The sequence below is a fragment of the Dyadobacter sp. CY323 genome (genome assembly GCF_021390245.1).
Taxonomy (GTDB): Bacteria; Bacteroidota; Bacteroidia; order Cytophagales; family Spirosomataceae; genus Dyadobacter.
This window is the reverse complement of sequence record NZ_JAJUXH010000001.1, coordinates 485,488-511,461: the sequence shown is the minus strand read 5'-3', so window position 1 is coordinate 511,461 and position 25,974 is coordinate 485,488. Positions and strand designations below refer to the sequence as shown.

Below are 25,974 nucleotides of genomic sequence, written 5' to 3'. Positions count from 1 at the left end.
TTATATTAATTCTCTCCAAAATTATTTATTAAAGCATAGTAACCACAATTCCACCTCACATTTTCGACATTACTTTCGTACTTAAATCGCTTCTTCACGCATTTTTCGGAACTTAGCAGCTTGCTGCTGACACCAATGCGTAAACGTTTTGATTTTATTGCCCTCCTGGCGTTAGGCTGGATTCTCATATTCCAGTTCTTCAGATTGATTTTTTTGGCATACCATTTTGATAAAGCCCGCGAACTCTCACCTTATATGTGGGTTCAAAGTGCGATGCATGGGTTACAAATGGACATTTCCTTTGCCGCATACATCAGTGTAATACCGAGTCTACTGCTGATTTTCACAGCCAAAAACTGGATTTGGTACCGAAAAACACTTCTAGTTTACAGCTGGATCATCGTCTTTCTGATTGTCGTGCTGGTGACGGTGGACCTGGAATTATTCCGGGCCTGGGGTTTCAGGATCGACGGCACATTACTTCAATATCTTACAACCCCGACCGAGGCGCTGGCTTCAATGGGTGCAGCCCCGGTAGTCCCGCTCTTATTGCTTTTTGTGGCTTTGTTTTTTTTAACAGGTAAAATCTTCGAAACAATCATTCGCAGAGGCATTGCCGCTTTCCAAAAGACGACATTTGTTTATACAATTCCCGCATTTCTAATCCTGACTGGAAGTCTGATCATTCCGATCCGCGGGGGTTTCCAGCTGGCCCCGATGAATGAGAGCGCGGTTTTTTTCAGTGACAAAAGCTTTGCCAACTATGCGGCCGTGAATGTCCCCTGGAACTATATGAGCTCCATTATCAATGCGAGCTATTCCAAAAAGAATCCATACCTCTATTTTCCCGAGAAAGATGCGCAAAAGCTCGTGTCTGACCTTTATAACCACTCGGGAACTACAAACCAACTGGCGGATTCTGCCACAAAGATCAATGTGGTTGTCATTATCTGGGAAAGTTTTACGGCAAAAGTGGCGGGCAGTTTGAGAGGTGTCGAAAACATAACCCCGCAATTTGATGGTCTGACGAAGGAAGGGATTCTTTTTACGAATATGTATGCGAGCGGCAACCGGAGCGACAAGGGTGTCGTGGCAATTTTGAGTGGCTACCCGGCGCAACCCACCAATTCGATTATCAAAATCCCTAAGAAAACAGCCTCGTTACCTTCCATTCCAAAAGAACTTCACAAAAACGGTTATCATACTGCTTTTTACTACGGAGGCGAAACTGAGTTCGCAAATATGAAATCCTACCTTTTGCAGCAGGATTTTGATAAGATTGTTGACAAAAATGATTTTGGTAAAAAAGACATGAATTCCAAATGGGGTGCGCATGATCACATTGTCCTCAACAGATTGATAAAAGATCTTGATAATCAGAAAGAACCATTTTTTTCAACCCTGTTTACATTAAGCAGCCACGAACCTTTCGAGGTGCCGATGGAAACGTTTATAAAAGGCAGTGATCCGGAACATTTGTTTATGAATGCCCACCATTATACCGACGCGTCGATTGGCGAATTTGTAAAAAAAGCGAAAACCAAACCCTGGTGGGATAATACATTGATCATCATTCTCGCAGACCACGGACATCCCCTGCCTTACACAGAGAAAACCAAACCGTCTGAATTTCATATGCCGATGCTTTGGCTCGGTGGTGTTTTGAAGAATAACAATGTGAATATCAACGCGCTGTGTTCACAAACTGACCTCGCTGCCACACTTTTGGGCCAGCTCCATTTGCCATCCAATGCATTTGAATGGAGTAATGATATTTTTGCCCCCAATCGGAAACAGTTTGCCTATTTTGCTTTTAATAATGGGTTTGGCTGGATAAAACCGGAATGCTTTTTGGTACGCGATAACCTGGGCGGCAACATCATCGAAAGACATGGAGTGTTGCAATCCGAAGAAGAAACTCTGGGAAAAGCCTATTTGCAGGCTTCGTTTACAGATTATTTGAGAAGGTGACATCGGCAGCCGGCTATCAGCAGTCTGCAAGGGTTAGCTCTAATGTTTGATATCGCACTTTATTTGACGGTACATTGCTGACGGCCGATAGCCGATAGCCTGCCAAAATTTCTTATTTTTGCGGGATATTTTGAAAAAATGAAAAAGGTCGCTTTTTATACATTAGGATGTAAACTGAACTACTCGGAAAGTTCTTCCATTGCCCGTATGTTCGAGGCAAAAGGACATTCGCGGGTTGAGTTCAATGAGAATCCTGACATATTCATCATCAACACCTGTTCCGTCACTGAAAATGCGGACAAAAAATGCCGCAAGATTGTCCGCGAGGCGCAAAAGATCAATCCGGATGGATTTGTGGCCATTATTGGTTGCTACGCACAACTGAAACCGCAGGAAATCTCTGAAATACCCGGTGTGGACGCAGTACTCGGCGCAGCAGAAAAGTTCAGGCTGGTTGACCTCATTGATACATTTGAAAAGACGCAAACCGGCCAGTTCGCGCAGGTGATCGCCTCGCATATTGACCAGGCTGTTGAGTACCATACATCTTATTCGCTGAATGACCGCACGCGTACGTTTCTGAAAGTTCAGGATGGGTGCGACTATCCGTGCGCATACTGTACCATTCCATTGGCGAGAGGTAAAAGCCGCTCAGATACCATCGCTAACATTGTAAAAGCTGCACATGAGATCGCGGCGCGGGACGTCAAAGAAATCGTTTTGACGGGCGTTAATATCGGCGACTTTGGTTTGCAAAATGGGGAAAGAAACGAAACATTTCTCGATCTGGTCAAAGCATTAGATGAAGTAGAAGGCATTTCCAGGTTCCGGATTTCGTCCATTGAGCCAAATCTGCTGACCGACGAGATCATTGAGTTTGTATCACGATCAAAAAGGTTTGTCCCACATTTTCATATTCCTCTTCAATCCGGTTCCAATAAGGTTTTAGGATTGATGAAAAGAAGGTATAAAAGAGAATTATACGCCGAAAGGGTCGCAAAAATCAAATCTTTGATGCCCGATTGCTGTATCGGCGTGGATGTAATTGTCGGACATCCGGGCGAAACGAGAGCGCTTTTTGAAGAAAGTTACCAGTTTTTAAACGAGCTGGACATTTCGTACCTGCACGTATTTACATACTCCGAAAGAGAAAATACAACCGCGCTGGCAATCAGGCCGGTTGTCCCAAAAAGCGAACGGGCAGAACGCTCTAAAATGCTGCATATTCTTTCAGAGAAGAAGAAAAGGTCTTTTTATGAGGCACAAATTGGTAAAACAGAGACTGTGCTTTTTGAAGATGAAATTCAAAACGGCCAAATGCTTGGTTTTACAGAAAACTACATTCGCGTCGCTGTCAAATACGATCCCCTGTTAATCAACGAAACAAAAGAAATCCGTTACGATCATATTAATGAAGCCGGATTTATGGAAGTAACGGAACTGGAAGAAATACTTTACGTTCACTGATCTTGCTTGGTGGGGAGGGTGTCGTTGGTGTTGTCACCAACGACGGCACAGGGTCGTTGGTGACAACACCAACGACGGCACCGAATACAAGAAAGCCCCGGAAAATTTCCGGGGCTTTCTGTTTATATATAACGTTGAGCAAATTAAGCCTCAACCAGGAATTCATCGTGCTGACTTACATCAAGACCAGCAGCCTCGTCCGACTCAGACACGCGAAGTGGCAGGATAAGGTCGGTAACCTTAAGAAGCAGGAACGAACCAGCGAAAGCAAATACAGATACACCTATCAGCGCAATCACATGGTTGATGAACAAGGTAGTTTCTCCGAATGCAAGACCTTGATCCACTACCAGTGAGTTAACACCGCTTGTAGCGAAGATACCGGTCATTAACATACCTACCATACCACCTACGCCGTGGCAAGGGAATACGTCAAGTGTATCGTCCAAAGTAGAACGGGTGCGAAGATGTGCTACGTAGTTAGAGATAATGGAAGCGACGGTTCCAATGAAAAGAGCAGCAGGGACGGTTACGAAACCGGCAGCAGGCGTAATGGCTACAAGACCTACAACCGCACCGATACAAAATCCTAATGCAGATACTTTTTTACCTTTGGCAGCGTCGAAAAGAACCCAAGCAAGACCGGCAGCACCGGCAGCCGTGTTGGTAGTAGCAAATGCAGAAACCGCGAGTGGATTGGCTGCAAGCGCAGAACCCGCATTAAATCCAAACCATCCGAACCAAAGTAAACCTGTTCCCAGAAGAACGAAAGGAATGTTTGCAGGCGGCAATACATGATCTTGCAAAAGCGACTTGCGTCTTTTCAGATAAAGGGCACCAGCAAGTGCAGCCCATCCCGCAGACATGTGAACCACCGTTCCGCCGGCAAAGTCAAGTACACCCATTTTGAAAAGGATACCGTCTGCATGCCATGTCATGTGCGCCAAAGGTGCGTAGATGAAGATGCAGAAAAGGATGATAAACAATACGTATGAACGGAAATTGACGCGCTCGGCCATTGAACCTGTAACGAGGGCCGGCGTAATCACCGCGAATTTCATTTGGAACATGGCAAATAGAGCGAAAGGAATCGTTCCCCAAAGCGGACCGTCCAATACGCCTTTGAACATAAAGTGCGTCATCGGATTTCCGATAAACCCACCGATATCGTCACCAAATGCGATACTAAAACCTACAACAACCCACAATACGCTGATCACACCCATTGCGATAAAGCTCTGGAGCATCGTGGAAATTACATTTTTGTTGTTAACCATACCCCCGTAAAAATAGGCAAGGCCCGGAGTCATCAATAGAACCAATGCAGAAGCGACAAGCAGCCACGCCGTGTCTCCTCCATTCACACCTTCAGTGACGATTTGTGTTGGTACGTTTGGAATAAAGGCGCCGAGGATGCTGATCACCAGAAGGATAATCAGTGGGATGAAATTACGTTTTTCCATTGTAGTAATTGTTATTTATAGATTAAGAAGGTATTGGTGATGTAATTAGAATTTGTAAATAAATGCTACTCCGAAAGTGGTCTGGCTGTTTTTAGTCCAGCCGCCTTCTGAATCCTGGAACTGCTGCTCCTCGCCCACTCCTGAAACTTTTGGATAAGCATCCAGGCGAAACTCCGGTTTAACCAGGATATGTCCGTCGGCCAGGCTGATGTTACCTGTAAGTGTCACAGAGTTCACTTTCGTGCCCATACCTGCCCGGGTCAGCAAGCCACGTACACCGTTATCGTTATTGAAATATTCGTAACGCGCCCCGATTCCGAAGTTGTCGGTCAAAGCAGTATTTGCATACACTGCAACTCCGCTCCATGATTCCGAATCCACCGGTCCGCCAGCTCCCTGATAATCTCCTTTTTGGCTTCCGTATGCGGCGTTAAGTCCGAGAAGAAATTTCTCAGTAATCTGAAAGCTGGTAGTAAGGTCAAAAACCTGGTAAAGTCCTTCCGGCTGTTTTCCTAAACTGTCCGTATTTGCTTCATTGCTTCCAATATAATTCAGATACACGTTCCAGTTAGAAACCGGCTGGAAGTACAACTGGCTGATGATCCCTTTCGCGCGGTTGTTATCACCCAATCCATCCACGTTGTTGACAACACCTACCATTAAGGAAGCTTTGTCCGAGAACGCGTAAGTTCCTTTCAAACCGGCGTGGTAAAATGGACCGTTGTTAAAAAGGTTGGATAACGAATAGTTGAAGTTGGCCGGGGCGTCGATCACCTCGTAACCGATATTGGTTCCGAACTGGCCTGCGGTCATTGAAAACTTATCTGTGAAGTTGTAAGTGAAGTAAGCTTGTTTAATAGCAAGTGCGGTGCTGAACAATGCGTTTCCGTAATTCCCCATGTTGGCGTTGGGGCCGAATGTCAAATCTACTACTGCTTCGGATTTACTGTTGGTGTAAACCACTTTTGTCTGAACCAAGCCCAATGAAAACTGTCCTGACTTCTGATCAAATACCCGCGCATTGGATGCACCCATGTTCGAACGGGATACAGGCTTGTTGAAATTGGCCATGTAATAGGAATCAAGATAACCGGAAAAGGCAAAAGCACCCTTTGCATCATCGTCATCAGCTTCCATAACAATTGTCGTATCAGCTTTAACGGCCTTTTTCTCCTCGCCAGACTTCGCAAAACCCAAAAAAGGAACCATCAAAGATAATACTGTGTAATAGACTTTTTTCATAATTATATTCTGTTTAAGTTTATATTACTCTCCGGCAGGAATTATGAGTCAAATATGATTCTAAAATTATATTTATCAAATATAATCCTAAGAATTTATATGAAAAAATCCAATATTCGTTCTTTTGTACTCTTTTTTATTAGATTTTAAACATAAAAACGAGCAAATGTGAATATTTGAATCAAAATTTAAATTCTGCATTAGTTAGCTTTAACAAAATATTCTATTTATATGTTAAATGTTGCTGTGAAGGAATTTATTATTATAATGACATTTTTAGTAAGGTTGGGCACAAAAAAAGCCCCGCTTTCGCAGGGCTTCAAAATCTTATTTGGTAAGCAGCTCTTATTCGCCGTGCATCCAGGCTTTCTTAGCTAACAATGTTTCTTCTTCTTCCTCGTTTTCCGGATCAGGAACGCAGCAATCTACCGGGCAAACTGCCGCACATTGAGGTTCCTCATGAAAGCCTACACATTCGGTGCATTTGTCCGATACGATATAGTAAAATTCGTCTGAAACGGGTGACTGTTTTTCTTTCCCGCTAACGACGGTACCATCACCAAAATCGACCTCGTCCAGGCTTGTTCCATCACCCCAGGTCCATTCCACCCCTCCTTCATAAATTGCAGTATTCGGGCATTCTGGCTCGCATGCCCCACAATTTATGCATTCATCGGTTATCATTATAGCCATAGTCGCCGGATTGTTTATATTTGTTGCTATTCTTCTGTTTAGAGTAACAAATATAACTATTTATAGTTTCCCGACAATCAGAAAAATAATAAGGACAGTGTTGTTATACGATATATAGTTGATTAAGAATGATATCAAGGATCCAGCGGGTTGATGCTTTTATAAATCTTGGCAAATTTATCACTGACCTTCAAAATAAGGAAGTAATCCAGGAATGGGTAGAACTGGCCAACAGCCGGAACAATTGGTTTACTCCAGAAAACGTAAGAAAATCGCTGGATGCAATCGCAACCGTATTTTTGGACCCAGCCAATCTCCGTAATTGGGCGGATCACTATCCAGAACCTCTACTGCCTAAAAAGATCGGCGTAGTAATGGCAGGCAACATTCCGGCGGTCGGTTTTCAGGATGCGATGAGTGTGCTCATGAGCGGGCATATCTTACTTGCAAAACCCAGTTCCGATGATCAGGTGCTGATTTCTGCATTATTAAAAGAGTTAGTAAACATTGAACCCGGATTCGCCTCTAGCATTCAGTTTGTGGACCGTCTCAATGATGCTGACGCCTACATCGCCACAGGAAGTGATAATACTGCACGTTATTTTCATTATTATTTTGCCAAAAAACCGAACATTATCCGTAAAAACCGGACATCCGTTGCCGTACTGACAGGCAATGAATCCGCAGAAGAACTGATGGGGCTGGGCACCGATGTACTCCAGTATTTTGGGCTTGGCTGCCGGAATGTTTCAAAGGTTTTCGTCCCGGCCGGATATGATTTTACCAAGTTCTACGAATCCATTCAGTTCATGGACACGCGTTTTTTGCATAACCACAAATACTTCAATAACTACGAGTACAATAAGTCCATTTTTCTGATTAACCGCGTCCCGCACTTCGATAATGGATTTCTGATGATCACGGAAAGTCCGGCACTTGTGTCACCGATCAGTGTACTGCATTATGAAACCTATACGGATTCAGAAGCGCTGCAAACGCAACTGGAAGCTAATGCAGAAAAGATCCAGTGTGTGATCTCCGGAGAGGGGCAAGTACCTGGCTCACTTTCTTTTGGCGAGGCTCAGAAACCGGGGCTTTTTGATTATGCGGATGGGGTGGACACCATGCAATTTCTTGCAAATCTCGATCAATAAGTCTTTCAGGAGACTTTTGAAGCCCATTTCAGGAATTCGGGAAGAATAGCGGACCAGGTTTCAGGATTGTGATGACCGTTAGGTATTTCGGTGTAAAATACATCTTTTCCCCACCCATATCCTTTTCGCTCCAGTGCGGAAATACATTCCAGCGTATCCTGAATGGAGTCGATCACACCGTCGCCATCCCGGTCGTCGTGCTCGTCGAGCGTACCACATTGAAACCAGAATTTCAGCCCGGGCTTTGCATCTGAATTCCGGATCTGGTTATGCATAATGCGATCGGAATCGCTGTAACCGTCTGTCAACGCTTTCTGCCTCCACCACAATGCACCTGAAAACACACCTGCATTTGTAAAAATCTGAGGATGGTTCCAAACCACATCCAGCGCCATTAACCCACCCAAAGAAAAACCCGCAAACGTAATGCCCGTAGTAGCCACATGGTATTCCTGCTTTAAAAATGGCAGCAATTCTCTCAACACAAATGCAGTGGTTGCATGTGCTTTGTCGCCACGCCCGGCATAGTCAGGCTTGGCTGCCACGCCATATTCAGAGATCCTGTCGGAGTTGGCGTGAATGCCTACCACCACGGCCTGAGCGATCTGCTGAGTCGACTGTAAAGTTTTTAATGTATCAGCAAGCATTAATGCGTCAAAGTCCTGACCGTCATTGAAAAGCTGCAAAGGATAGGTTTCGGAGGGATTGTAATCGATTGGAAGCAAAACAGATAATGTGACTTCCCGGTGCAGAAATGCGGATAAAATGGACCTGATCAAACTCACTTGCCTGTTGATTTTCTGAAATTCAACCCGCAAGTTATTAATTTGCTTCCTATGAATTGTTTTGTATATTTCATTTATCAAATAAAACCGCCTCCATTGGAAGAGAACCATATAAAATATTATTCTCATCACCTCGATCGGGACATTGACTTGTTGGTTTTTGGTAACTGGGGCTACCCTATCCTGCTCTTCCCGACCACGCTTGGACATTACTATCAGGCTAAGGATATGGGACTAATGGAATCCATCCGCGGTCTCGTCGAATCGGGTAAATACAAAGTCTATTGTGTGGATTCCATTGATGCCGAGTCGTGGTATGCAAAGCACATGAACCCGCAATACCGCGTGCTGAACCATATTCAGTATGACAAATTCCTGAATAACGAATTGGTACCATTTATAAGGAATGAATGCAATGTGGGCAAAATAGGCGTGGCGGGATGCAGCTTCGGCGGGTTTCACGCAACGAATTTTGCATTTAAACATCCTGAACAAGTCGCATACCTGGTCAGCATGAGCGGCGCTTTCGACATCCGGAGTTTTACCGATGGCTTTTACGACGATACGGTGTATTTCAATAACCCGATCGACTACATGCCGAACGAACAAGCCTGGCGTTTCGGTCACATGAAAATCGTCTTGGGGACTTCCGAATGGGACATTTGCCTGGACAGTAATGTAAAGATGTCGGACATTTTGAATACAAAAGGAATCGATCACTGGCTCGATATTCGCGGATGGGAAAAACACGACTGGCCGCTCTGGACCAAAATGTTCCCGGACTACCTTTCCAGAATTTTATAAACTAAAAACAAAGCGAAAACTTCAACATGAAAAAAATCGGGATTTTGTTTGGGATGGAAAATACCTTCCCGAATGCATTTATAGAGCGTGTTAACAGTAAAGGCATCGACGGAATTATAGCCGAAGCTGTCAGCATAGATAAAGTAGTGCAAGCTGCTCCTACCGAATATGCCGTCATTATTGACCGCATTTCGCAGGATGTCCCTTTTTACAGGGCATTTCTTAAAAACGCCGCGTTATCCGGCACGGCGGTAATCAATAACCCATTCTGGTGGAGTGCCGATGAAAAGTTTTTCAACAATGCATTGGCTGAAAAAATCGGAGTCCCAGTCCCAAAAACAGTTTTACTACCATCAAAAGAACGTCCTGAAAATACCTCGGAAACTTCTTTCCGGAACCTTGCTTTTCCAATGGCCTGGGAGGAAATTTTTGAATACATCGGTTTTCCGGCATACATGAAACCACATGATGGTGGCGGGTGGAAAAGTGTTTATAAGGTGGTTAATCCGCAGGATATGTGGTACAAACACGAAGAAACGGGCCAATTGGTGATGATGCTGCAGGAAGAAATCGAATTCGATGATTACGTTCGCTGCTATTGCATTGGCCAAAAAGATGTGCTGATCATGCCATATGAGCCCCGCAACCCACACCATTTGCGTTACGCCTCCGAGCTGAAAGCGACCGGCGAGGAGCGAGAAAAGTTATTGGAGACTATCAAAGATTACACTTTGAAACTGAATGTAGCGCTGGGCTACGACTTCAATACGGTTGAATTTGCAGTTCGTGACGGCATTCCGATAGCAATCGATTTTTGTAACCCGGCCCCGGACGCGGACATTTATTCAGTGGGTCGCGACAATTTTGAGTGGGTCGTGGAAGCGGCGGCAAATATGGCAATAGAACGGGCTCAAAAACAGGTTCCGGGACAAGTCAACCTGACCTGGGGTACATTTATAAACAATGCAATAGCCGCATCCGCCGCAGGCGCCCCATCGCCGCCGATCGAAACTCCGGTCGCTGCCACGCCGGCAGATCCGGCAAAAGAGGTGAAGGTAAAAGTGGTGGCACCGAAAAAAGCTGCGAAGCCGGTTGAAGCGAAGGCCCCAGTCGCTGAACCGGAACCGGTGATCCCGACCAATAAAGCGGCAGTAACCAAAGCGCCTGCCAAGAACTCCAAAATCAAAAAATCTTAACAAATCCTGATTAGCACTCACTATATGGCCACTTTCACACTTGGGATAGAGGAAGAATTTCAAACCATCGATCCCGTTACCCGCAATCTCCGCTCGCACATGTCGAAGCTTGTCGAAGATGGGAAAATTACATTAAAAGAACGTGTAAAGGCCGAAATGCACCAGGCTGTGGTGGAAGTAGGTACGAATATCTGCCATAATATTCAGGAGGCGCGGGAGGAAGTAACCTACCTTCGAAAAATGATCCTGGACCTGGCCGAAAAGCAGGATTTACAAGTCGCTGCCGCCGGGACCCATCCATTTGCGGACTGGGTGGACCAGCTCATAACGCCCGATCCGCGTTACGACGAAATTATAGACGAAATGCGTGACGTGGCGCGGGGTAACCTGATTTTTGGTCTACATGTGCATGTAGGCATCGAAAACCGGAATGAGGGAATCGAGATCATGAATGCAGTGCGCTACTTTTTGCCGCATATCTATGCATTATCAACAAATTCACCTTTCTGGTGCGGTCGGAATACCGGTTTTAAGTCATATCGGTCCAAAGTTTTTGACAAATTTCCAAGAACAGGAATCCCCGATTTCTTCTCCAGTGCGTCTGAGTACGACGAATATGTGGCGCTTTTGGTTAAGACTAAATGCATTGATAATGGGAAGAAAATCTGGTGGGACATTCGTGTTCACCCGTTTTTTAACACCATCGAGTTCCGCATGTGCGACGTACCGATGCGCACCGACGAGACGATCTGCCTCGCCGCCATTATGCAAGCATTGGTCGCCAAGATCCACAAACTGCATCGGAGCAATCTGAGTTTCAGGCCCTACCACCGCATGTTGATCAATGAAAACAAATGGCGCGCCGCACGTTATGGCATTCAGGGAAAGCTCATTGATTTTGGAAAACAAGAAGAAGTCGAATACAAATTGCTTGTAGCTGAACTACTTGAATTTATCGACGACGTGGTCGATGAACTGGATAGCCGGAAAGAGATCGACTACATTCACCAGATCCTGGAAATGGGCTCGGGCGCTGATCGCCAGCTCGCTGTTTTCGAACAAACCGGCAGTTTGAGCGCCGTGGTGGATTACATTGTACAAGAAACCAAAATCGGTCTTTAAAAAAGCAATCGCCAAAACGATCGTCTCAGAACAGAACTATTAGAGACTGAGGTTGTTATTAAACTACCTACTAATTAAAAAAGCGGAAAGCCGAAGGCTGACAGCTAAAAGCAAAAGAAAATGACACCTAACTTCAGACATTTCCGGATTGCCATTCTGGACATGTACGACGGTCTCGACAACGAAGGAATGCGTTGCATTAAGAAGATCATCACCAACTTTGGCGAAAACGAATCCGTCACCGTTGATCTCACCGTTTTTGACGTCCGTCAAAAGCTGGAAGTTCCCCGACTGGATGATTTCGACGCATATATCTCAACCGGCGGCCCCGGAAATCCTTCACCCGTTGGAGAACCGTGGGAGAAAAAGTTTTTCGGGTTTCTCGACCAGGTATTGAAGTTTAATGCAAATCGTCAGAACCGTACGAAAAAGCATTTGTTCCTGATATGCCATTCCTTTCAAATGGCCTGTATTCACTGGCAACTGGCCGGTGTGAGCAAAAGACGAAAAACCTCTTTCGGTACATTTCCTGTCCACAAGACAAGCCTGGGACGCAAAGATCCTGTGCTGGCTGCATTGAGCGATCCATTCTGGATTGTAGATTCCAGAGACTTTCAGGTAACTCAGCCTAACCAGTACATGTTTGATCAGTTGGGCGCTAAACTGCTTTGCCTCGAAAAAATACGGCCACATGTGCCTTTGGAGAGAGCTGTAATGGCGATCCGGTTTTCGAATGAAGTTATCGGTACACAATTTCATCCCGAGGCTGATGCGGAAGGCATGCTTCGATATTTTTTGCGTGAGGATAAAAAAACCAGCATCATCGCGGCACACGGAGAAGCGAAATACAATGATATGATCGCGCATTTGAACGATCCGGATAAAATCTCCATGACCGAACTGACGATTATTCCGACATTTCTAAAAACCGCTTTGAATAAAACGTTCCCTTTGGCCTATGCATAAGCAAGCCCGCGAAGCTTTCAATCAGTCATTTACAGAGGAGAAATACCAGGAATTTGTGACCTCCATGCAGCACACTTTTCCTGGTCAGCTGGATTTTCGGGTCGCAGAAACGCCGGTTTTTGTTCCAAAGGAGTTGATTACCAAAATTGCGCAGGCGTCCGGGGAGATTATTTCCACATTACTTTCACCGGATTTTAAAGAAAAAACGGAGCGCGCTGTCCCTGCCGGCCAGAACGTACCGGGGGAAAATGCTCATTCGTCTTTTCTGGCGATTGATTTTGCGATCTGTAAGGATGAAACCGGCGAACTGATACCCCAGTTAATTGAATTACAAGGTTTTCCATCCGTATTCGGTTACCAGTCTTTTCTTTCCGAATCCTTCAAAAAGTACTTTCACATTCTCGATGGATTTGAATATGTGCTGGACGGCGGAAGTGAAGCCGGCTACATCGAGAAGTTGAAGAAACTGATTCTGGCCGGTGAAGATCCCGAACAGGTAATTTTGCTGGAAATATATCCCGAGCTCCAAAAGACGAGAATTGACTTTGCCGTAACAGAAGCAATGCTGGGCGTGAAGGCGGTGTGTTACACGAAATTGATACGCGAAGGAAAAAAGCTTTTTTATGAAAAAGATGGTCGAAGAATTCAGGTTAAACGAATATATAACCGACTGATCTTTGACGATTTACAAAATTATCCGGATCTGAAAACGAGCTATCGTTTTACCGACGAAGTGGATGTTGCCTGGGTTGGTCATCCCAACTGGTTTTTCAGGATAAGTAAATTTTCAATGCCTTTTTTGAAAAGCCGGTACGTTCCGGAGACACGTTTCGTGAGCGAGTACGACGGAATGTTCCCCGCAGATCTGGAAAACTACGTTTTAAAACCACTTTTCTCCTTTGCCGGCTCGGGCGTGCAGTTAAATATTCAGGAATCTGATCTCCAAAGTTTGAAGGATCCCGAAAATTACATTCTGCAACGAAAAGTAAAATACGAACCGGTGATTCTGGCACCCGACGGACTTATCAAATGCGAGATCAGGATGATGTATGGCTGGGAGGATAATGCGGCTGAACCGGAACTGCTGATCAGTTTGAGCAGATTGAGCCGCGGCGAGATGATTGGGGTACGCTTCAACAAAGATTTTACGTGGGTCGGTGGTAGTGCCGGCTTCTTCGAGATTTAACAGATTTTTTACTTTTAATTTTAATAATACTTTTAGTTAGTATTAAATATTTAGAATGCACATTTCTCATCGGCAACATTTCTTTGACCATTTAGCTCAAACCTCTGATTACCCGCTCGCCCTGGAAATTGAAAGGGCCGAGGGCGTTTACATGTATGGCCCCGATGGGAAAACCTACATGGATTTAATTTCCGGAATCGCTGTCAGTAATGTTGGTCACCGCCACCCAAAAGTGCTCGCCGCCATTCATGAACAGCTGGAAAAACACATGCATTTGCTTGTTTACGGGGAATATGTACAGGGTAGTCAGGTAAAACTGGCGAAAGCACTGTCGCAAACCCTGGATTTGGCCTCGGCAAATCCTTCTCCCTATGGCCGTATCAACAATATTTATTTTACGAACTCCGGGACTGAGGCGGTTGAAGGTTCAATGAAACTGGCGAAAAGATTTACGGGCAGAAACGAGTTTATTTCCTGTTTTAATGCCTATCATGGAGCTACCCAAGGTGCATTGAGCCTGGCCGGTGCAGAGTTTTTTAAGAGAAATTTTCGGCCGTTACTGCCCGGAATTCAGCATATTAATCATGGATCCATTCCTGATCTTGAAAGAATTACAAATAAAACGGCTGCGGTCTTTATTGAAGTAATTGGTGGCGAATCCGGCGTTCGGGTTCCCTCGGGAGATTACCTTGTCGCATTGCGGAAACGTTGCACGGAAACCGGCGCATTGTTAATCATCGATGAAATCCAGACGGGTTTTGGGCGTACCGGAAGTTTCTGGGCGTTTGAGCAGTTCGGGATTTATCCTGATGTGTTGCTGAGTGCAAAAGGGATGGGAGGCGGAATGCCAATCGGCGCATTTATGGCTCCTCACGAACTTATGCAGGTGCTAAAATCCAACCCGATTTTGGGCCATATTACCACTTTTGGCGGCCATCCTGTAAGTTGTGCATCCGCATTTGCTACTTTGAATGTAATTATTGAGGAAAATCTGGCTGCAAAGTCGATCGAGAAAGGTAACTTGTTCAAGTCGCTGCTCGTTCATCCGGCCATTAAAGAAGTGAGAGGCGCGGGCCTCATGCTTGCCGCGGAAATGGAGTCTTTTGAAAAATTGAAAGACACCATTGACCGCTGCATTGAAAAAGGCGTGGTCACCGACTGGTTTTTGTTTTGCGACAATGCCATGCGCATTGCTCCTCCCCTGACCATTACCGAAGATCAAATTCACGAAGCTTGTTCAACCATTCTGGAAGTCCTAAATTCTTAATTATGTACCATTCGATCCAAAATGAATATCTGAAAATTTCCGTAAACGAAACCGGAGCGGAACTGTCCCGGATTCAATCCACTGTTACTGGCAAAGATTACCTGTGGGACGCGGACCCCGATGTTTGGGCCAGTCATGCACCCGTATTATTTCCAGTTATTGGCGCTATCAAAAATGGTTTTGTCAAGTATAATGGAAATGAGTATGCAGTTCCGCGTCACGGGATCGTACGGAATAATGCAAATGTGAAGCTAACTGATCAAACGGAATCCAGTCTCAGTTTTGGTTTGAAATACAGTGAGGAAACGTTGGCGATTTACCCGTTTCAGTTTGAGTTCCTGATCACGTATCAGCTTGACGGCCAACACATTCGCGTAAGTCACGAGGTGATCAATCATGGTTCGGAAGAAATGCTGTTTTCACTCGGCGCACATCCGGCTTTCAGATGTCCGCTTCATGAAGGTGAAGTTTATGAGGACTATTATCTTGAATTTGAGGCACTTGAAAACGACGCCACCTGGCTTTTGTCCAAAGACGGTTTGGTAACCAGCGAAACGCGACCTGTTCTGGAACATACGAATATCCTCCATTTGCACTCGCATCTTTTTGAAAATGATGCATTGATATTCAAACATTTAGTATCGAAACAAGTAAGTTTACGAAGTACAAAATCAGGTCAGGTTACCACTGTGCATTACCAGGATTTTCCTTATTTGGGAATTTGGGCAAAACCAAATGCACACTATGTTTGCATTGAACCTTGGCTTGGAATTGCTGATTCGGCCGATTCTGATCAGAATTTTGAAACTAAGGAAGGGATACTGAAATTAATACCCGGTGGAAAATTCAATGCCGGTTATTCGATTGAAATCCACGAATAGCCGGAGCATTTTTGAAAAGTGTATACAGATGACAGCTACACATTTTTCGAAGGCACGCACAAAAAAAGTCCCGTTTCCGGGACTTTTCAATTCTAATTATCTATCGGAGCTTTACTTAAACAGTCGCTTCAATCTGCGCATTCAATTTATCTTCCAAAGTTGTTTTAGGCACAACACCCACTACTTTGTCAACCAATTGTCCTCCTTTAAAGATCATCAATGTCGGGATGCTGCGGATACCGAATTTGGCTGGGACAGATGAATTCATATCAACATCCATTTTACCAATTACTGCTTTTCCCTCGTATTCACCAGCCAATTGCTCTACAACCGGTCCGATCATTTTACAAGGCCCACACCACTCTGCCCAAAAATCTACAAGTACCGGTTTATCGCCTTGGATAAGTTCCTCGAAGGTGCTATCGGTTATTTCAACTGCTTTTCCCATGTTAGAAAGTGTCTAATGTTGTTTTATAAATCTGAAATAATAAGGAAAATTCACATCTAAAAGTTCCGGAAAAGAGCTAATACCAATCAGTTTAAGGAGAATTTTACCCCGTGAAATCCGCTCAATACTTTAAACAGTTCATTTGTAGGTGCAACCCGGTAGCCACGCGAAAGCATTTCAACTTCTAGATGGGTTTCGGGATCAATTACCGTCATATTCACCGAGCAAGCCCCCGGGTGGCTACTGAATGTATCATTCAGTAAATGAATGAATTGTGCGTCAATCTGATCCAATGTGAGGTTAATCTTAATTTTCCGGCACATCTTCTCGCGCACTTCTGTCAATAGTGAAATCTGGCTGATCTTAAATTCAAACTGATCTTCCTGCTTCCACCTGTTCTGTACTTTTCCTTTAATATACAAAAACTGGCCGACCTGCAGGTAGTTTTTAAAACGGATATAATCCTCACCTCCCAACAACATTTCCATATTTCCCTGATAATCTTCAATTTTGAAGATCATGAAACTGCTGCCATTTCTGGACATCCGTTCCTGGGCACTGGTCACAATCCCGGCTACTGTGATCTCTTTTCCAAAATATCTTGGCGCGCGTTCACCTTCCGCAATTTCCATTACCTTTTCCAAGGTACAGTTACAAAAGTTGTCAAGCTCGACCCGGAACGTATCCAGCGGATGCCCGGAAATGTAGAACCCGACTACTTCCTGCTCATAACGCAGCTTTGCAAGATCGTCCCACGGCAAGATGTCGGCTGCTTTGGGCTTGGCTAATGTGGAATCACCTCCACTGGCCGAGCCAAATAACGATGCCTGCGCCGATGATTTTTCAGCATGATAATTATTGGCATACCGGATGAGCTTTTCGATAAAAGTTCCCTGCTCACCCTGCTCCGCTGTAAAATATTGCGCGCGATGATATTCAGTAAAACAGTCAAAACCACCCGCGTACCCCAAACTCTCCAGCGTCTTTTTATTAACAGTGCGGAGGTTAACTCGGGTCATGAAATCGAAAATGTCTTTAAATGGTCCACCGGAATTTCTCTCTTCAATAATGGATTCTACCGCCGCATCGCCACTTCCTTTTACACCCGCCAGCCCGAACCGGATCTCGCCTTTTTTATTTACGTTAAATTGCCTGTCGGATTCATTAATATCCGGGCCTAAAACGGTTATTCCCAGATTTTTACATTCCTCCATAAAGAATGTAATCTTATCGATGTTACCCAGCGAGCTCGTCAATACCGCCGCCATGTATTCGCCCGGATAATGTGCTTTCAAGTAGGCCGTCTGATAGGCTACAAATGCGTAACAGGTTGAGTGTGATTTATTAAAGGCGTAAGATGCAAATGCCTCCCAGTCTGTCCAGATTTTCTCGAGTTTTTTGGCATCCAGACCCTTTTCCGTGCCGCCTTTCATGAAATCGCCTTTCAGCTTGTTCAGCGTTTCGATCTGCTTCTTACCCATTGCCTTACGCAATGTATCGGCCTGACCTTTTGTGAAGCCGGCCAGCTTTTGTGAAAGAAGCATTACCTGTTCTTGATACACCGTAATCCCATAGGTATCAGCGAGATATTCTTCCAGCTCAGGCAAATCGTAGGTAATGTCTTCCAGACCATTCTTTCTTCGGATAAAGTTTGGAATGTAGGCAATCGGGCCCGGGCGGTACAATGCATTCATGGCGATAAGGTGCTCAAACCGGTCGGGAATGAGGTCGCGCATGTGCTTTTTCATCCCATCGGATTCGAATTGGAAAATCGCATTCGTGTCTCCACGTTGGAACAATTCAAAAACCTTCGGATCATCCAGCGGCACATCGTCGATCACAATGTCAATGTCATGATTTTGTTTGATCAACCGCAAGGCTTCCTTAATAATGGTCAGGTTTCGAAGCCCCAGAAAGTCCATTTTAATAACCCCGGCATCCTCAATGATCTTTCCCTGATACTGGGTGATCAAAAACTCGGAGTCTTTGGAAGTACTTACCGGAATGATTTCCGTCAAATCACTTGGCGCAATGATGATCCCGGCCGCATGTATACCGGTATTTCTCACCGTACCTTCCAGCCGCCTTGCCTCCTGTAAAACACTGGCCTGCAAATCCTTACCCAATGCGATTGCGCGCATTTTCTTCACATTATCCAGTTCTTCCGGGGCAATTCCTTCCTTTTTCATCAAACTCCCCTCACCTTCCAGCGGCGCCGTGAAAATCCGGTTGAGGGTCATGTTATAAGTTGGCTTATCGGGCACCAGCTTGGCGAGCATATTGGCATCGGAAAGTGGCAGGTCCATTACGCGGGCAACGTCTTTAATCGCTGATTTAGCCGCCATCGTACCATACGTAACGATCTGAGCTACCTGGTTATACCCATACTTTTTAACAACATAATCAATCACTTTCTGTCTTCCCTCGTCATCGAAATCCGTATCAATATCAGGAAGTGAAATACGGTCAGGATTCAGGAAACGCTCGAAAAGCAGATCGTACTTGATCGGGTCAATATTGGTGATCCCTGTCGCATAAGCTACCACGGAACCAGCCGCCGAACCACGCCCGGGGCCAATAAAAACGCCCATTTCTCTGCCAGCTTCGATAAAATCGGCGACGATCAGGAAGTAACCGGGGAAACCCATATTCCGGATCACATTCAGCTCAAAGTTCAGACGGTCCTCGACTTCTGCCGTGATCGTACCATATTTTTTCTTTGCACCTACAAATGAAAGGTGTTTCAAATATTCCCACTGGTTCAAGACATCGGCCGTCAACTCCTTTTTACCCGCCATTTCGGACAAAGTATGCGTTTTGAATTCGTCAGGAATCGGAAAATTGGGAAGCAGGATATCTTTTCTTAAATCCAGCGTTTTGATCTTATCAACAATTTCGTTCGTGTTGTCCAGCGATTCGGGCAAATCATGGAACAACTGCATCATTTCGCTGGTCTTCTTGAAATAAAACTGATCGTTATAAAAGGCAAACCGTGATCCTTTCGGGATACCTTTATCGTCGTCAAAATCTTTTGAGGAAGGTGTACTTTGTTTATCCCCGGTATTGATACACAGCAGGATATCATGTGCATTCCAATCCTCCTGATCCACATAATGCGAGTCATTTGAACAAATAACCTTTACATTATATTTCCTCGCAAACTTCAACAATGCCTCATTTACAATATATTGATCGCGGATGTCATGACGTTGCAGTTCAACATAAAAATCGTCGCCGAACAGATCAAGCCACCATTTAAATTCCCGCTCGCCGGCTTCTTCACCTTGCCTTAAAATTGTCTTCGGAACGGTAGCACCGATGCAGCAGGTTGTAGCGATCAATCCCTGATGATACTTGACAATCAGTTCTTTATCAATACGCGGATACTTACCATACATGCCTTCCATGTAGCCCAGCGAGCACATTTTAATCAGGTTTTTATACCCGATCTCATCTTTGGCAAGAAGCAGCTGGTGAAAACGGACATCCTTTTTGTCTTTGGTAAATTGACGTACGTGCCTGTCTTCCACCACATAAAACTCGCAGCCGACAATCGGTTTAATGCCTTGCTTGTTACCTTCCGCAACAAACTCAAACACTCCGAACATATTGCCGTGATCTGTGATCGCAACCGCCGGCATATTGTCTTCCTTGGCTTTTTTGAAAAGCTTTTTAATGTCGGCAGCACCGTCGAGAAGTGAAAATTGCGTGTGACAGTGCAGATGAGAAAATTGCATAGGGAAATTTTAAATAGGATATCCTGACTTATTTAGAAACTGAAAACACCTTACTCCTCAGTCACCTGTTCATATAGTACATAATTCATATAATCGGTAAAAGGTTTGAGCAGCTGGATACCTTTTAAAACCATTTTTCCAAAGTCTTTGGATGCCACTTCCTTATCTGTGTAGCGATGTATAAAAAAAAGCTGTTTTCGTTTCAAAAGCTCGATCTCCGGATGTTCTTTTGAATATCCTTTCGGCACTGTTTTCAGAGTATCCCCACTAATTTCAGGATAGTACCCGCGAAATTCCTTGTCTTGGATGATGGCTTTCAGTTCGTCTGCATTATAATCGATCTCCTGACGGAACCTCGCGATTTGTTCTGAAGTAGTTTCCCACATTCCACCTCCCAGAAATGTCTGATCATTTGGTTGAATATGGAGGTAGTAGTCTATTTTTCCCGAGCTTTTACCTCCCGGGCCGATTCCCGCGCTGAGGTGATTTTTATACGGAGCCTTATTTTTAGAGAACCGGATATCCCGGTTGATGCGAAGCAAACACTCTTTTACCTGCAAATTTCCCAAATCCTGAAACTTTCCTACTTCCGCAATCAGGTAACCGACCAGGCTTTCCATATCTGCTTTTGCCGCGTCATAAAGTTTTCTGTTTTCCTGGAACCAGTCCCTGTTATTATTTTCCGCTAATTGACTGAGAAAGTGAAGTGTTTTGAAATCCATTACGTTTTCTTGAAGCTATAAATATCAAATTTACTACGATTTGTGATTCAATTTAACGAATTTTGGGGATACACAGAGAAGAAAACAGCTTATAAAAGATAATAGACTGAATGTTATGAACCTACAATTCTTATCGAACGAAAAGGGCAAAAAAACCGCTGTGATAATTCCCATTGAGGATTGGAAAGAGATTCAAGCCAGGCTAAAAAAAGAAACACACGCTGACTCGCTAAGGCAATCGATTAAAGAGCTAAAACTAATGAAATCCGGAAAATTGCCTGAGCCTGATATTAACGAACTCTTTAATGATTAAAATTACTACACACCAGAATTTATGAAAGAATATAAACGCTTGTGCAAAAATTCCCGTCCCTGCCTTCCGACATTCAGCTATTAATTGTGGAGCTATCTCACAAACCTGATATGGGTCAATCTCTTGGATCACAGGCATATAAAATCCGATGGCAGGTCAAGAGCAAAGGAAAAGGAAGAAGCGGAGGAATTCGGGTAATCACTTATTATTTATCAGCAGATAACAAACTCTATTTGCTAAGTCTTTATGATAAATCGGAGAAAGAATCTATACCTTCAAAGGAATTGCGTTTGTTAATTGAGTCCATACATAACTAATTAAAAGTAGCCGAAATCCATTCGGCGTCGTATAAATGGCCAGAATTCTTACAGGCATTCAAAGTAGTGGAAGACCACATTTGGGCAACATTCTCGGGGCGATTGTACCCGGAATTGCGCTTTCTAAACAACCCGGAAATGAATCTTTCTTTTTCATAGCAGACCTCCATTCTCTTGTTTCGCTGAAAGACGGACAGGAAAGGGAAAAATTTGTGCGTGCGATCGCGGCAGCCTGGCTTGCATTCGGCTTTGATTATAAAAAAAATGTATTCTGGCGACAATCCAGGGTGCAGGAACATGCCGAGCTGGCGTGGTACCTGAACTGTTTCACACCATTCCCGATGTTGTCCAATGCGACTTCATTTAAGGAAAAGTCCGAGAAACTAGCGGATGTGAATGCGGGATTATTTACGTATCCTGTGCTGCAGGCAGCTGACATTCTGCTTTACAATGCCAACATCATCCCGGTAGGAAAAGATCAGAAGCAACATCTGGAAATGACGAAAGACATTGCCAGTCGCTTCAACTTGCTCGCCGGCGAAGACATACTAGTGCTTCCAGAGCCGCAAATAGATGAAAAGGTAATGACCATACCCGGTGTCGACGGCCAGAAAATGAGTAAATCGTATCACAACTACATTGATATTTTTCTGCCTGAGAATGAATTAAAAAAGGTAGTTAAAAAGATCGTCTCGGACTCGACGCCCCTCGAAGAGCCCAAAGACCCCGAAAGCGATATTACCTTCAAGTTGTATAGTCTCATTGCCTCAGCGGCCGAGATCGAAACCATGCGCAACAATTATCTGAACGGAGGTTACGGCTACGGTCACGCCAAACAGGCTTTGCTGGAATGCATCCTGGAAAAATTTGCGGAACCACGCCGCATTTTCAATTACTATATGGAAAACAATGCTGAGTTGGAATCCATTTTGGTTGAAGGCGAGACAAAAGCGCGCGAAATTGCACAGGAAACGATTGCGAAAGTTCGTAAAGTCCTTGGATTCAGCTCATGACCGAAACCATTGATACGCTGATCCATTCCGACCAGGAGCTTTTTCTTAGTCTGAACGGGTGGCATTATCCCTGGCTGGATACCGTCATGTACTGGATCACGTATAAATACACATGGGTACCGATGTACCTGGTTTTAATTTTTCTTTCCATTAAGCCCAATGCGAAAAAGGGACTTGGAATTCTTGTTACGGTCATTATCGCCGTGGTAATAGCCGATAAAATCACCTCGGGCATTATGAAACCCTACTTCATCCGTTTCCGGCCTTGTCATGAACCTGACCTCAAAGGAATGGTGCATCAGGTGACGGGCTGCGGGGGTTTATATGGATTTGCTTCCTCACACGCGTCTACCAGCTTTGCGGTGGCAATGACCTGGTTTGCATTACTTCGTGGCCAGGTGCGGTACATTGGAATACTCTTCTTCTGGGCCGCATTATATTCGTACAGCAGGGTTTACGTGGGCGTACATTATCCTGCGGATATCTTTGTCGGGGCTTTGGTCGGTCTGCTGACAGGCGTGATTTGCACCCAGGCTTATTACTTTTTTTTAAGAAGGTATAGTCATAATTGATTGATTTTATTTAATTTTGCGGAAATTTTAGTCTGGCCATGGGTTCATTTAATACAGTAAAAATATTCTCGGGAAGTCAGTCCGAGTATTTGGCCAAAGACATTGCCAGGTATTATGGCAAAGAGTTAGGCGGGTATACATTACGTAAGTTTAGTGACGGAGAATTATCCCCCAGCTTTGAGGAATCCATTCGCGGATGTGACGTTTTTTTGATCCAGTCCACCATGCCGCCGGCTGATAATCTTCTCGAATTGCTTTTAATGGTTGACGCGGCCCGCCGTGCCTCCGCACACTATGTTACCGTCGTACTTCCTTATTTTGGATATGCCAGACAAGATCGGAAAGACAAACCGCGTGTAGCCATTGCAGCGAAAGTAGTGGCGAACCTGCTTACATCAGTCGGAGTCGACCGTTTAATGACAATCGATTTGCACGCCGGACAGATTCAGGGCTTTTTCGACTTACCGGTTGACCATTTGGAAGGAACATCTATTTTCGTCCCTTACATCAAATCGTTAAATCTTGAAAACCTGCTCATCGCATCCCCGGATATGGGTGGCGCGGCCCGGGCCCGGAACTTTGCGAAGTTCCTGAACGTGGATATGATCCTGTGCGATAAACATAGAAAAAGAGCCAATGAGATCGCCAGCATGCAGGTAATCGGAGACGTGGAGGGAATGGATGTGGTGTTGGTCGATGACCTGATCGATACCGGCGGAACGCTTTGCAAAGCTGCGGAGTTGATATTAGATAAAGGTGCAAATACCGTTCGCGCGATCAGTACCCACGCGATTATGTCCGGTAAGGCACATGAAAACATTGCAAATTCTGTTTTGGAAGAATTAATCGTAACAGATACGATTCCTTTAAAGCAACACAATCCAAAAATTCGCGTATTGTCGGTTGCCGAGCTGTTCGCAAAAGCAATTGGCCGTATCCGTGACCATGAATCTATTAGTTCATTATTTATAAATTATCAGTAAATTTTATTTTTTTTAACTTTATTAATAAATATTCTTATGAAAACGCATGAGATTGTAGGGTTTAAAAGAGCGAATCTCGGCAAGACGGAAGCCCAGGAACTACGTTCACAAGGTTATGTTCCGTCTGTGCTGTACGGTGGAAGCGAGCAGGTACATTTTTATGCACCGGCTATGTTGTTCCGCGAATTGCTTTTCACACCGGATATTTTTAACGTTACCCTTAATATCGAGGGTACTTTATATAATGCCATCCTTCAGGAAAGACAGTTCCATCCTGTTAATGACTCGTTGATCCACGCGGATTTCCTGCAGATCATTGATGGTAAGGAAGTGAAAGTTGACGTACCGGTTAAATTGACAGGCACATCAACAGGAGTAATGAAAGGTGGTAAAATGAACCAAAAATTGCGTAAATTGCGTTTACAAGGTTTGGCTGAGAATATTCCAGACTACGTAGATGTGGACGTTACTGAACTAGATTTAGGAAAATCTGTGAAAGTAGGTGCAGTAAAGGCTGAAAATTTTGTTATATTAACAGCCGCAAGCAACCCGATTGCTTCAGTTGAGATCCCACGTGCACTTCGTGGTACTCTTAAATAAGTATTTTATTTTTCATGGCTAATAGATGCAAACGTGCCGACCTTTGGTCGGCATATTTGTTTTATAACCATTCTGAAATTTGCTGAACCAGCACTTCGTTAATGCGGACATAACTCTCATGTGTCCAGCCGCCGATATGCGGCGTCAAAACAACTTTATCTGAAGACTTTAAGTAATCGAATGACTCCTGCTGAGACGGTGTGAGCTTATTGATCTTTTCATTTTCGAGCACATCCAGGCACGCACCTTTGATCTTACCGCTTTTCAGCCCGTTTACCACGTCGGCCAGCTTCACAATCTCGCCGCGTGACAGGTTGACCAGATAAAAAGGTTTTTTAAAACCATTAATAAAATCCTCGTTGATCCATGAACGACTAGCCTCTGTTAATGGAATGTGAAGACTCATGATATCTGCTTCATTGACAATGCGTTCGAGCGTTGACTCTTCTGCAAAATCATCTCCATAGTTGTCACGGTATTTATCATACGCAAGCACTTTACAGCCAAAACCACTCAACCTTCTGGCGGTCGCAGAACCATTATTTCCGTAGCCGATCAAACCAACCGTTTTACCCATCAACTCCACTCCCCTGTTCCCTTCCCGGTTCCAAACACCATTCCTTACTTCCCGGTCGGCCTTCAAAATATTGTTGAATAATCCCAAAAGCATTCCAAGTACATGTTCCGCGACAGCATCCCGGTTTCCGGTTCCTGCATGAAAAACCTCGATTCCCAATTCCCTGGCAACTTCCAGATCAATCAGGTCCAGTCCCGCTCCTGCTCTGGCGATGAATTTTAACTTTCCGGGTTCTGGAAGCATTTCACGATCCAGATACGTTTTGCTGCGGATGATCAGCCCGTCGAAATAAGGGAGTTCAAATTTGATTTCCTGGCGGTTATATTCGGGATGATAGTCGAACTTCCAGCCCCGCTCGTCCAGCATGGTGAAAAGAGAAGGATGCATGGAGTCTGCAATCAGGATTTTCATGTGAGCAAAGGATTTTTTGTAACTTGCCGGTCAAACGTTTCGTCAAAAGTAATATAGAATTACTGAGAAGAACAGGTTCAACAG

The 25,974-nt window shown here is 44.5% G+C and carries 24 protein-coding genes; 16 read left to right on the top strand and 8 right to left on the bottom strand.

Annotated elements, in window-relative coordinates:
• Positions 1–135: 135 nt before the first annotated feature.
• Both LZG72_RS02230 and mtaB read left to right on the top strand, forming a co-directional pair.
• Complete coding sequence (locus LZG72_RS02230; RefSeq protein WP_233866984.1) at positions 136–1,971, top strand: LTA synthase family protein; 1,836 nt, start codon at positions 136–138, stop codon at positions 1,969–1,971.
• A 138-nt stretch (positions 1,972–2,109) separates the two neighbouring features.
• Positions 2,110–3,438: a tRNA (N(6)-L-threonylcarbamoyladenosine(37)-C(2))-methylthiotransferase MtaB gene (gene mtaB / locus LZG72_RS02225; RefSeq protein WP_233866983.1), complete on the top strand. Its 1,329-nt coding sequence runs from the start codon at positions 2,110–2,112 to the stop codon at positions 3,436–3,438.
• Between the two features lie 143 nt (positions 3,439–3,581).
• Here mtaB and LZG72_RS02220 read toward each other — a convergent pair whose 3' ends face one another.
• The 3 genes from LZG72_RS02220 to LZG72_RS02210 all read right to left on the bottom strand — a co-directional run bounded on the left by LZG72_RS02220 (position 3,582) and on the right by LZG72_RS02210 (position 6,836).
• Entirely contained in the window at positions 3,582–4,901 is a 1,320-nt protein-coding gene (locus LZG72_RS02220) for an ammonium transporter (RefSeq protein WP_233866982.1), read from the bottom strand.
• 45 nt (positions 4,902–4,946) lie between these two features.
• Positions 4,947–6,143: a porin gene (locus LZG72_RS02215; RefSeq protein WP_409017645.1), complete on the bottom strand. Its 1,197-nt coding sequence runs from the start codon at positions 6,141–6,143 to the stop codon at positions 4,947–4,949.
• A gap of 345 nt (positions 6,144–6,488) precedes the next feature.
• Positions 6,489–6,836 (bottom strand): 4Fe-4S binding protein, encoded by a 348-nt coding sequence (locus tag LZG72_RS02210; RefSeq protein ID WP_233866981.1) that lies wholly within the window; start codon positions 6,834–6,836, stop codon positions 6,489–6,491.
• A 128-nt stretch (positions 6,837–6,964) separates the two neighbouring features.
• Between LZG72_RS02210 and LZG72_RS02205 the strand changes: the two genes are divergently transcribed.
• Positions 6,965–7,990, top strand: coding sequence for an acyl-CoA reductase (locus tag LZG72_RS02205; protein ID WP_233866980.1), 1,026 nt, complete (start codon positions 6,965–6,967; stop codon positions 7,988–7,990).
• A 5-nt stretch (positions 7,991–7,995) separates the two neighbouring features.
• On the opposite strand, the gene LZG72_RS02200 is transcribed toward LZG72_RS02205, so the two are convergent.
• Positions 7,996–8,775, bottom strand: coding sequence for an esterase family protein (locus tag LZG72_RS02200; RefSeq protein WP_233866978.1), 780 nt, complete (start codon positions 8,773–8,775; stop codon positions 7,996–7,998).
• A gap of 96 nt (positions 8,776–8,871) precedes the next feature.
• On the opposite strand from LZG72_RS02200, the gene LZG72_RS02195 reads away from it, so the two are divergent.
• The 7 genes from LZG72_RS02195 (at position 8,872) to LZG72_RS02165 (ending at position 16,197) form a co-directional block, all read left to right on the top strand.
• Positions 8,872–9,579 carry an esterase family protein gene (locus LZG72_RS02195; protein WP_233866976.1) on the top strand — a complete coding sequence of 236 codons (708 nt, stop codon included), beginning with the start codon at positions 8,872–8,874 and terminating at the stop codon, positions 9,577–9,579.
• A 26-nt stretch (positions 9,580–9,605) separates the two neighbouring features.
• The gene (locus LZG72_RS02190) at positions 9,606–10,775 is read left to right on the top strand and encodes a RimK family alpha-L-glutamate ligase (RefSeq protein ID WP_233866974.1); all 1,170 of its coding nucleotides are present in this window, start codon (positions 9,606–9,608) and stop codon (positions 10,773–10,775) included.
• 24 nt (positions 10,776–10,799) lie between these two features.
• Positions 10,800–11,897, top strand: coding sequence for a carboxylate-amine ligase (locus tag LZG72_RS02185; protein ID WP_233866972.1), 1,098 nt, complete (start codon positions 10,800–10,802; stop codon positions 11,895–11,897).
• Between the two features lie 120 nt (positions 11,898–12,017).
• Positions 12,018–12,863 (top strand): type 1 glutamine amidotransferase, encoded by an 846-nt coding sequence (locus LZG72_RS02180; RefSeq protein WP_233866970.1) that lies wholly within the window; start codon positions 12,018–12,020, stop codon positions 12,861–12,863.
• Positions 12,856–14,049, top strand: coding sequence for a hypothetical protein (locus tag LZG72_RS02175; protein WP_233866968.1), 1,194 nt, complete (start codon positions 12,856–12,858; stop codon positions 14,047–14,049). The genes LZG72_RS02180 and LZG72_RS02175 overlap by 8 nt, the downstream gene beginning before the upstream one ends.
• A 55-nt stretch (positions 14,050–14,104) precedes the next feature.
• Positions 14,105–15,316, top strand: a complete 1,212-nt coding sequence (locus LZG72_RS02170; protein ID WP_233866966.1) for an aspartate aminotransferase family protein — start codon at positions 14,105–14,107, stop codon at positions 15,314–15,316.
• Between the two features lie 2 nt (positions 15,317–15,318).
• Positions 15,319–16,197, top strand: a complete 879-nt coding sequence (locus LZG72_RS02165; protein ID WP_233866964.1) for an aldose 1-epimerase family protein — start codon at positions 15,319–15,321, stop codon at positions 16,195–16,197.
• A gap of 115 nt (positions 16,198–16,312) precedes the next feature.
• Here the strand turns inward: LZG72_RS02165 and trxA are convergent, their stop codons facing one another.
• The 3 genes from trxA to LZG72_RS02150 form a co-directional block, all read right to left on the bottom strand.
• Positions 16,313–16,645 carry a thioredoxin gene (trxA, locus tag LZG72_RS02160; protein WP_233866963.1) on the bottom strand — a complete coding sequence of 111 codons (333 nt, stop codon included), beginning with the start codon at positions 16,643–16,645 and terminating at the stop codon, positions 16,313–16,315.
• A gap of 86 nt (positions 16,646–16,731) precedes the next feature.
• Positions 16,732–20,382 carry a DNA polymerase III subunit alpha gene (gene dnaE / locus LZG72_RS02155; RefSeq protein WP_233866961.1) on the bottom strand — a complete coding sequence of 1,217 codons (3,651 nt, stop codon included), beginning with the start codon at positions 20,380–20,382 and terminating at the stop codon, positions 16,732–16,734.
• A 50-nt stretch (positions 20,383–20,432) separates the two neighbouring features.
• Positions 20,433–21,104 (bottom strand): DUF2461 domain-containing protein, encoded by a 672-nt coding sequence (locus LZG72_RS02150; RefSeq protein ID WP_233866959.1) that lies wholly within the window; start codon positions 21,102–21,104, stop codon positions 20,433–20,435.
• A 115-nt stretch (positions 21,105–21,219) separates the two neighbouring features.
• Between LZG72_RS02150 and LZG72_RS02145 the strand changes: the two genes are divergently transcribed.
• The 6 genes from LZG72_RS02145 (at position 21,220) to LZG72_RS02120 (ending at position 24,902) form a co-directional block, all read left to right on the top strand.
• Positions 21,220–21,417: a hypothetical protein gene (locus LZG72_RS02145; RefSeq protein WP_233866957.1), complete on the top strand. Its 198-nt coding sequence runs from the start codon at positions 21,220–21,222 to the stop codon at positions 21,415–21,417.
• Positions 21,418–21,527: 110 nt separating this feature from the next.
• Entirely contained in the window at positions 21,528–21,734 is a 207-nt protein-coding gene (locus LZG72_RS02140) for a type II toxin-antitoxin system RelE/ParE family toxin (protein WP_233867492.1), read from the top strand.
• Positions 21,735–21,769: 35 nt separating this feature from the next.
• On the top strand, positions 21,770–22,747 hold the full coding sequence (gene trpS / locus LZG72_RS02135) for a tryptophan--tRNA ligase (protein ID WP_233866955.1): 978 nt from the start codon (positions 21,770–21,772) through the stop codon (positions 22,745–22,747).
• The gene (locus LZG72_RS02130) at positions 22,744–23,319 is read left to right on the top strand and encodes a phosphatase PAP2 family protein (RefSeq protein ID WP_233866952.1); all 576 of its coding nucleotides are present in this window, start codon (positions 22,744–22,746) and stop codon (positions 23,317–23,319) included. The genes trpS and LZG72_RS02130 overlap by 4 nt, the downstream gene beginning before the upstream one ends.
• Positions 23,320–23,357: 38 nt before the next feature.
• The gene (locus tag LZG72_RS02125; protein ID WP_233866950.1) at positions 23,358–24,302 is read left to right on the top strand and encodes a ribose-phosphate pyrophosphokinase; all 945 of its coding nucleotides are present in this window, start codon (positions 23,358–23,360) and stop codon (positions 24,300–24,302) included.
• A 36-nt stretch (positions 24,303–24,338) separates the two neighbouring features.
• On the top strand, positions 24,339–24,902 hold the full coding sequence (locus LZG72_RS02120) for a 50S ribosomal protein L25/general stress protein Ctc (protein ID WP_233866948.1): 564 nt from the start codon (positions 24,339–24,341) through the stop codon (positions 24,900–24,902).
• 61 nt (positions 24,903–24,963) lie between these two features.
• Here the strand turns inward: LZG72_RS02120 and LZG72_RS02115 are convergent, their stop codons facing one another.
• Complete coding sequence (locus tag LZG72_RS02115) at positions 24,964–25,890, bottom strand: 2-hydroxyacid dehydrogenase (RefSeq protein ID WP_233866946.1); 927 nt, start codon at positions 25,888–25,890, stop codon at positions 24,964–24,966.
• Between the last annotated feature and the right edge of the window lie 84 nt (positions 25,891–25,974).

What these genes read in the sequence shown, in the direction of transcription:
- LZG72_RS02230 (WP_233866984.1), top strand. Translation starts at nt 136, where the DNA reads ATGCGTAAACGTTTTGATTTTATTGCCCTCCTGGCGTTAGGCTGGATT.
- mtaB (WP_233866983.1), top strand. Translation starts at nt 2,110, where the DNA reads ATGAAAAAGGTCGCTTTTTATACATTAGGATGTAAACTGAACTACTCG.
- LZG72_RS02220 (WP_233866982.1), bottom strand. Translation starts at nt 4,901, where the DNA reads ATGGAAAAACGTAATTTCATCCCACTGATTATCCTTCTGGTGATCAGC.
- LZG72_RS02215 (WP_409017645.1), bottom strand. Translation starts at nt 6,143, where the DNA reads ATGAAAAAAGTCTATTACACAGTATTATCTTTGATGGTTCCTTTTTTG.
- LZG72_RS02210 (WP_233866981.1), bottom strand. Translation starts at nt 6,836, where the DNA reads ATGGCTATAATGATAACCGATGAATGCATAAATTGTGGGGCATGCGAG.
- LZG72_RS02205 (WP_233866980.1), top strand. Translation starts at nt 6,965, where the DNA reads ATGATATCAAGGATCCAGCGGGTTGATGCTTTTATAAATCTTGGCAAA.
- LZG72_RS02190 (WP_233866974.1), top strand. Translation starts at nt 9,606, where the DNA reads ATGAAAAAAATCGGGATTTTGTTTGGGATGGAAAATACCTTCCCGAAT.
- LZG72_RS02185 (WP_233866972.1), top strand. Translation starts at nt 10,800, where the DNA reads ATGGCCACTTTCACACTTGGGATAGAGGAAGAATTTCAAACCATCGAT.
- LZG72_RS02180 (WP_233866970.1), top strand. Translation starts at nt 12,018, where the DNA reads ATGACACCTAACTTCAGACATTTCCGGATTGCCATTCTGGACATGTAC.
- LZG72_RS02175 (WP_233866968.1), top strand. Translation starts at nt 12,856, where the DNA reads ATGCATAAGCAAGCCCGCGAAGCTTTCAATCAGTCATTTACAGAGGAG.
- LZG72_RS02170 (WP_233866966.1), top strand. Translation starts at nt 14,105, where the DNA reads ATGCACATTTCTCATCGGCAACATTTCTTTGACCATTTAGCTCAAACC.
- LZG72_RS02165 (WP_233866964.1), top strand. Translation starts at nt 15,319, where the DNA reads ATGTACCATTCGATCCAAAATGAATATCTGAAAATTTCCGTAAACGAA.
- trxA (WP_233866963.1), bottom strand. Translation starts at nt 16,645, where the DNA reads ATGGGAAAAGCAGTTGAAATAACCGATAGCACCTTCGAGGAACTTATC.
- dnaE (WP_233866961.1), bottom strand. Translation starts at nt 20,382, where the DNA reads ATGCAATTTTCTCATCTGCACTGTCACACGCAATTTTCACTTCTCGAC.
- LZG72_RS02150 (WP_233866959.1), bottom strand. Translation starts at nt 21,104, where the DNA reads ATGGATTTCAAAACACTTCACTTTCTCAGTCAATTAGCGGAAAATAAT.
- LZG72_RS02145 (WP_233866957.1), top strand. Translation starts at nt 21,220, where the DNA reads ATGAACCTACAATTCTTATCGAACGAAAAGGGCAAAAAAACCGCTGTG.
- LZG72_RS02140 (WP_233867492.1), top strand. Translation starts at nt 21,528, where the DNA reads ATGGGTCAATCTCTTGGATCACAGGCATATAAAATCCGATGGCAGGTC.
- trpS (WP_233866955.1), top strand. Translation starts at nt 21,770, where the DNA reads ATGGCCAGAATTCTTACAGGCATTCAAAGTAGTGGAAGACCACATTTG.
- LZG72_RS02130 (WP_233866952.1), top strand. Translation starts at nt 22,744, where the DNA reads ATGACCGAAACCATTGATACGCTGATCCATTCCGACCAGGAGCTTTTT.
- LZG72_RS02125 (WP_233866950.1), top strand. Translation starts at nt 23,358, where the DNA reads ATGGGTTCATTTAATACAGTAAAAATATTCTCGGGAAGTCAGTCCGAG.
- LZG72_RS02120 (WP_233866948.1), top strand. Translation starts at nt 24,339, where the DNA reads ATGAAAACGCATGAGATTGTAGGGTTTAAAAGAGCGAATCTCGGCAAG.
- LZG72_RS02115 (WP_233866946.1), bottom strand. Translation starts at nt 25,890, where the DNA reads ATGAAAATCCTGATTGCAGACTCCATGCATCCTTCTCTTTTCACCATG.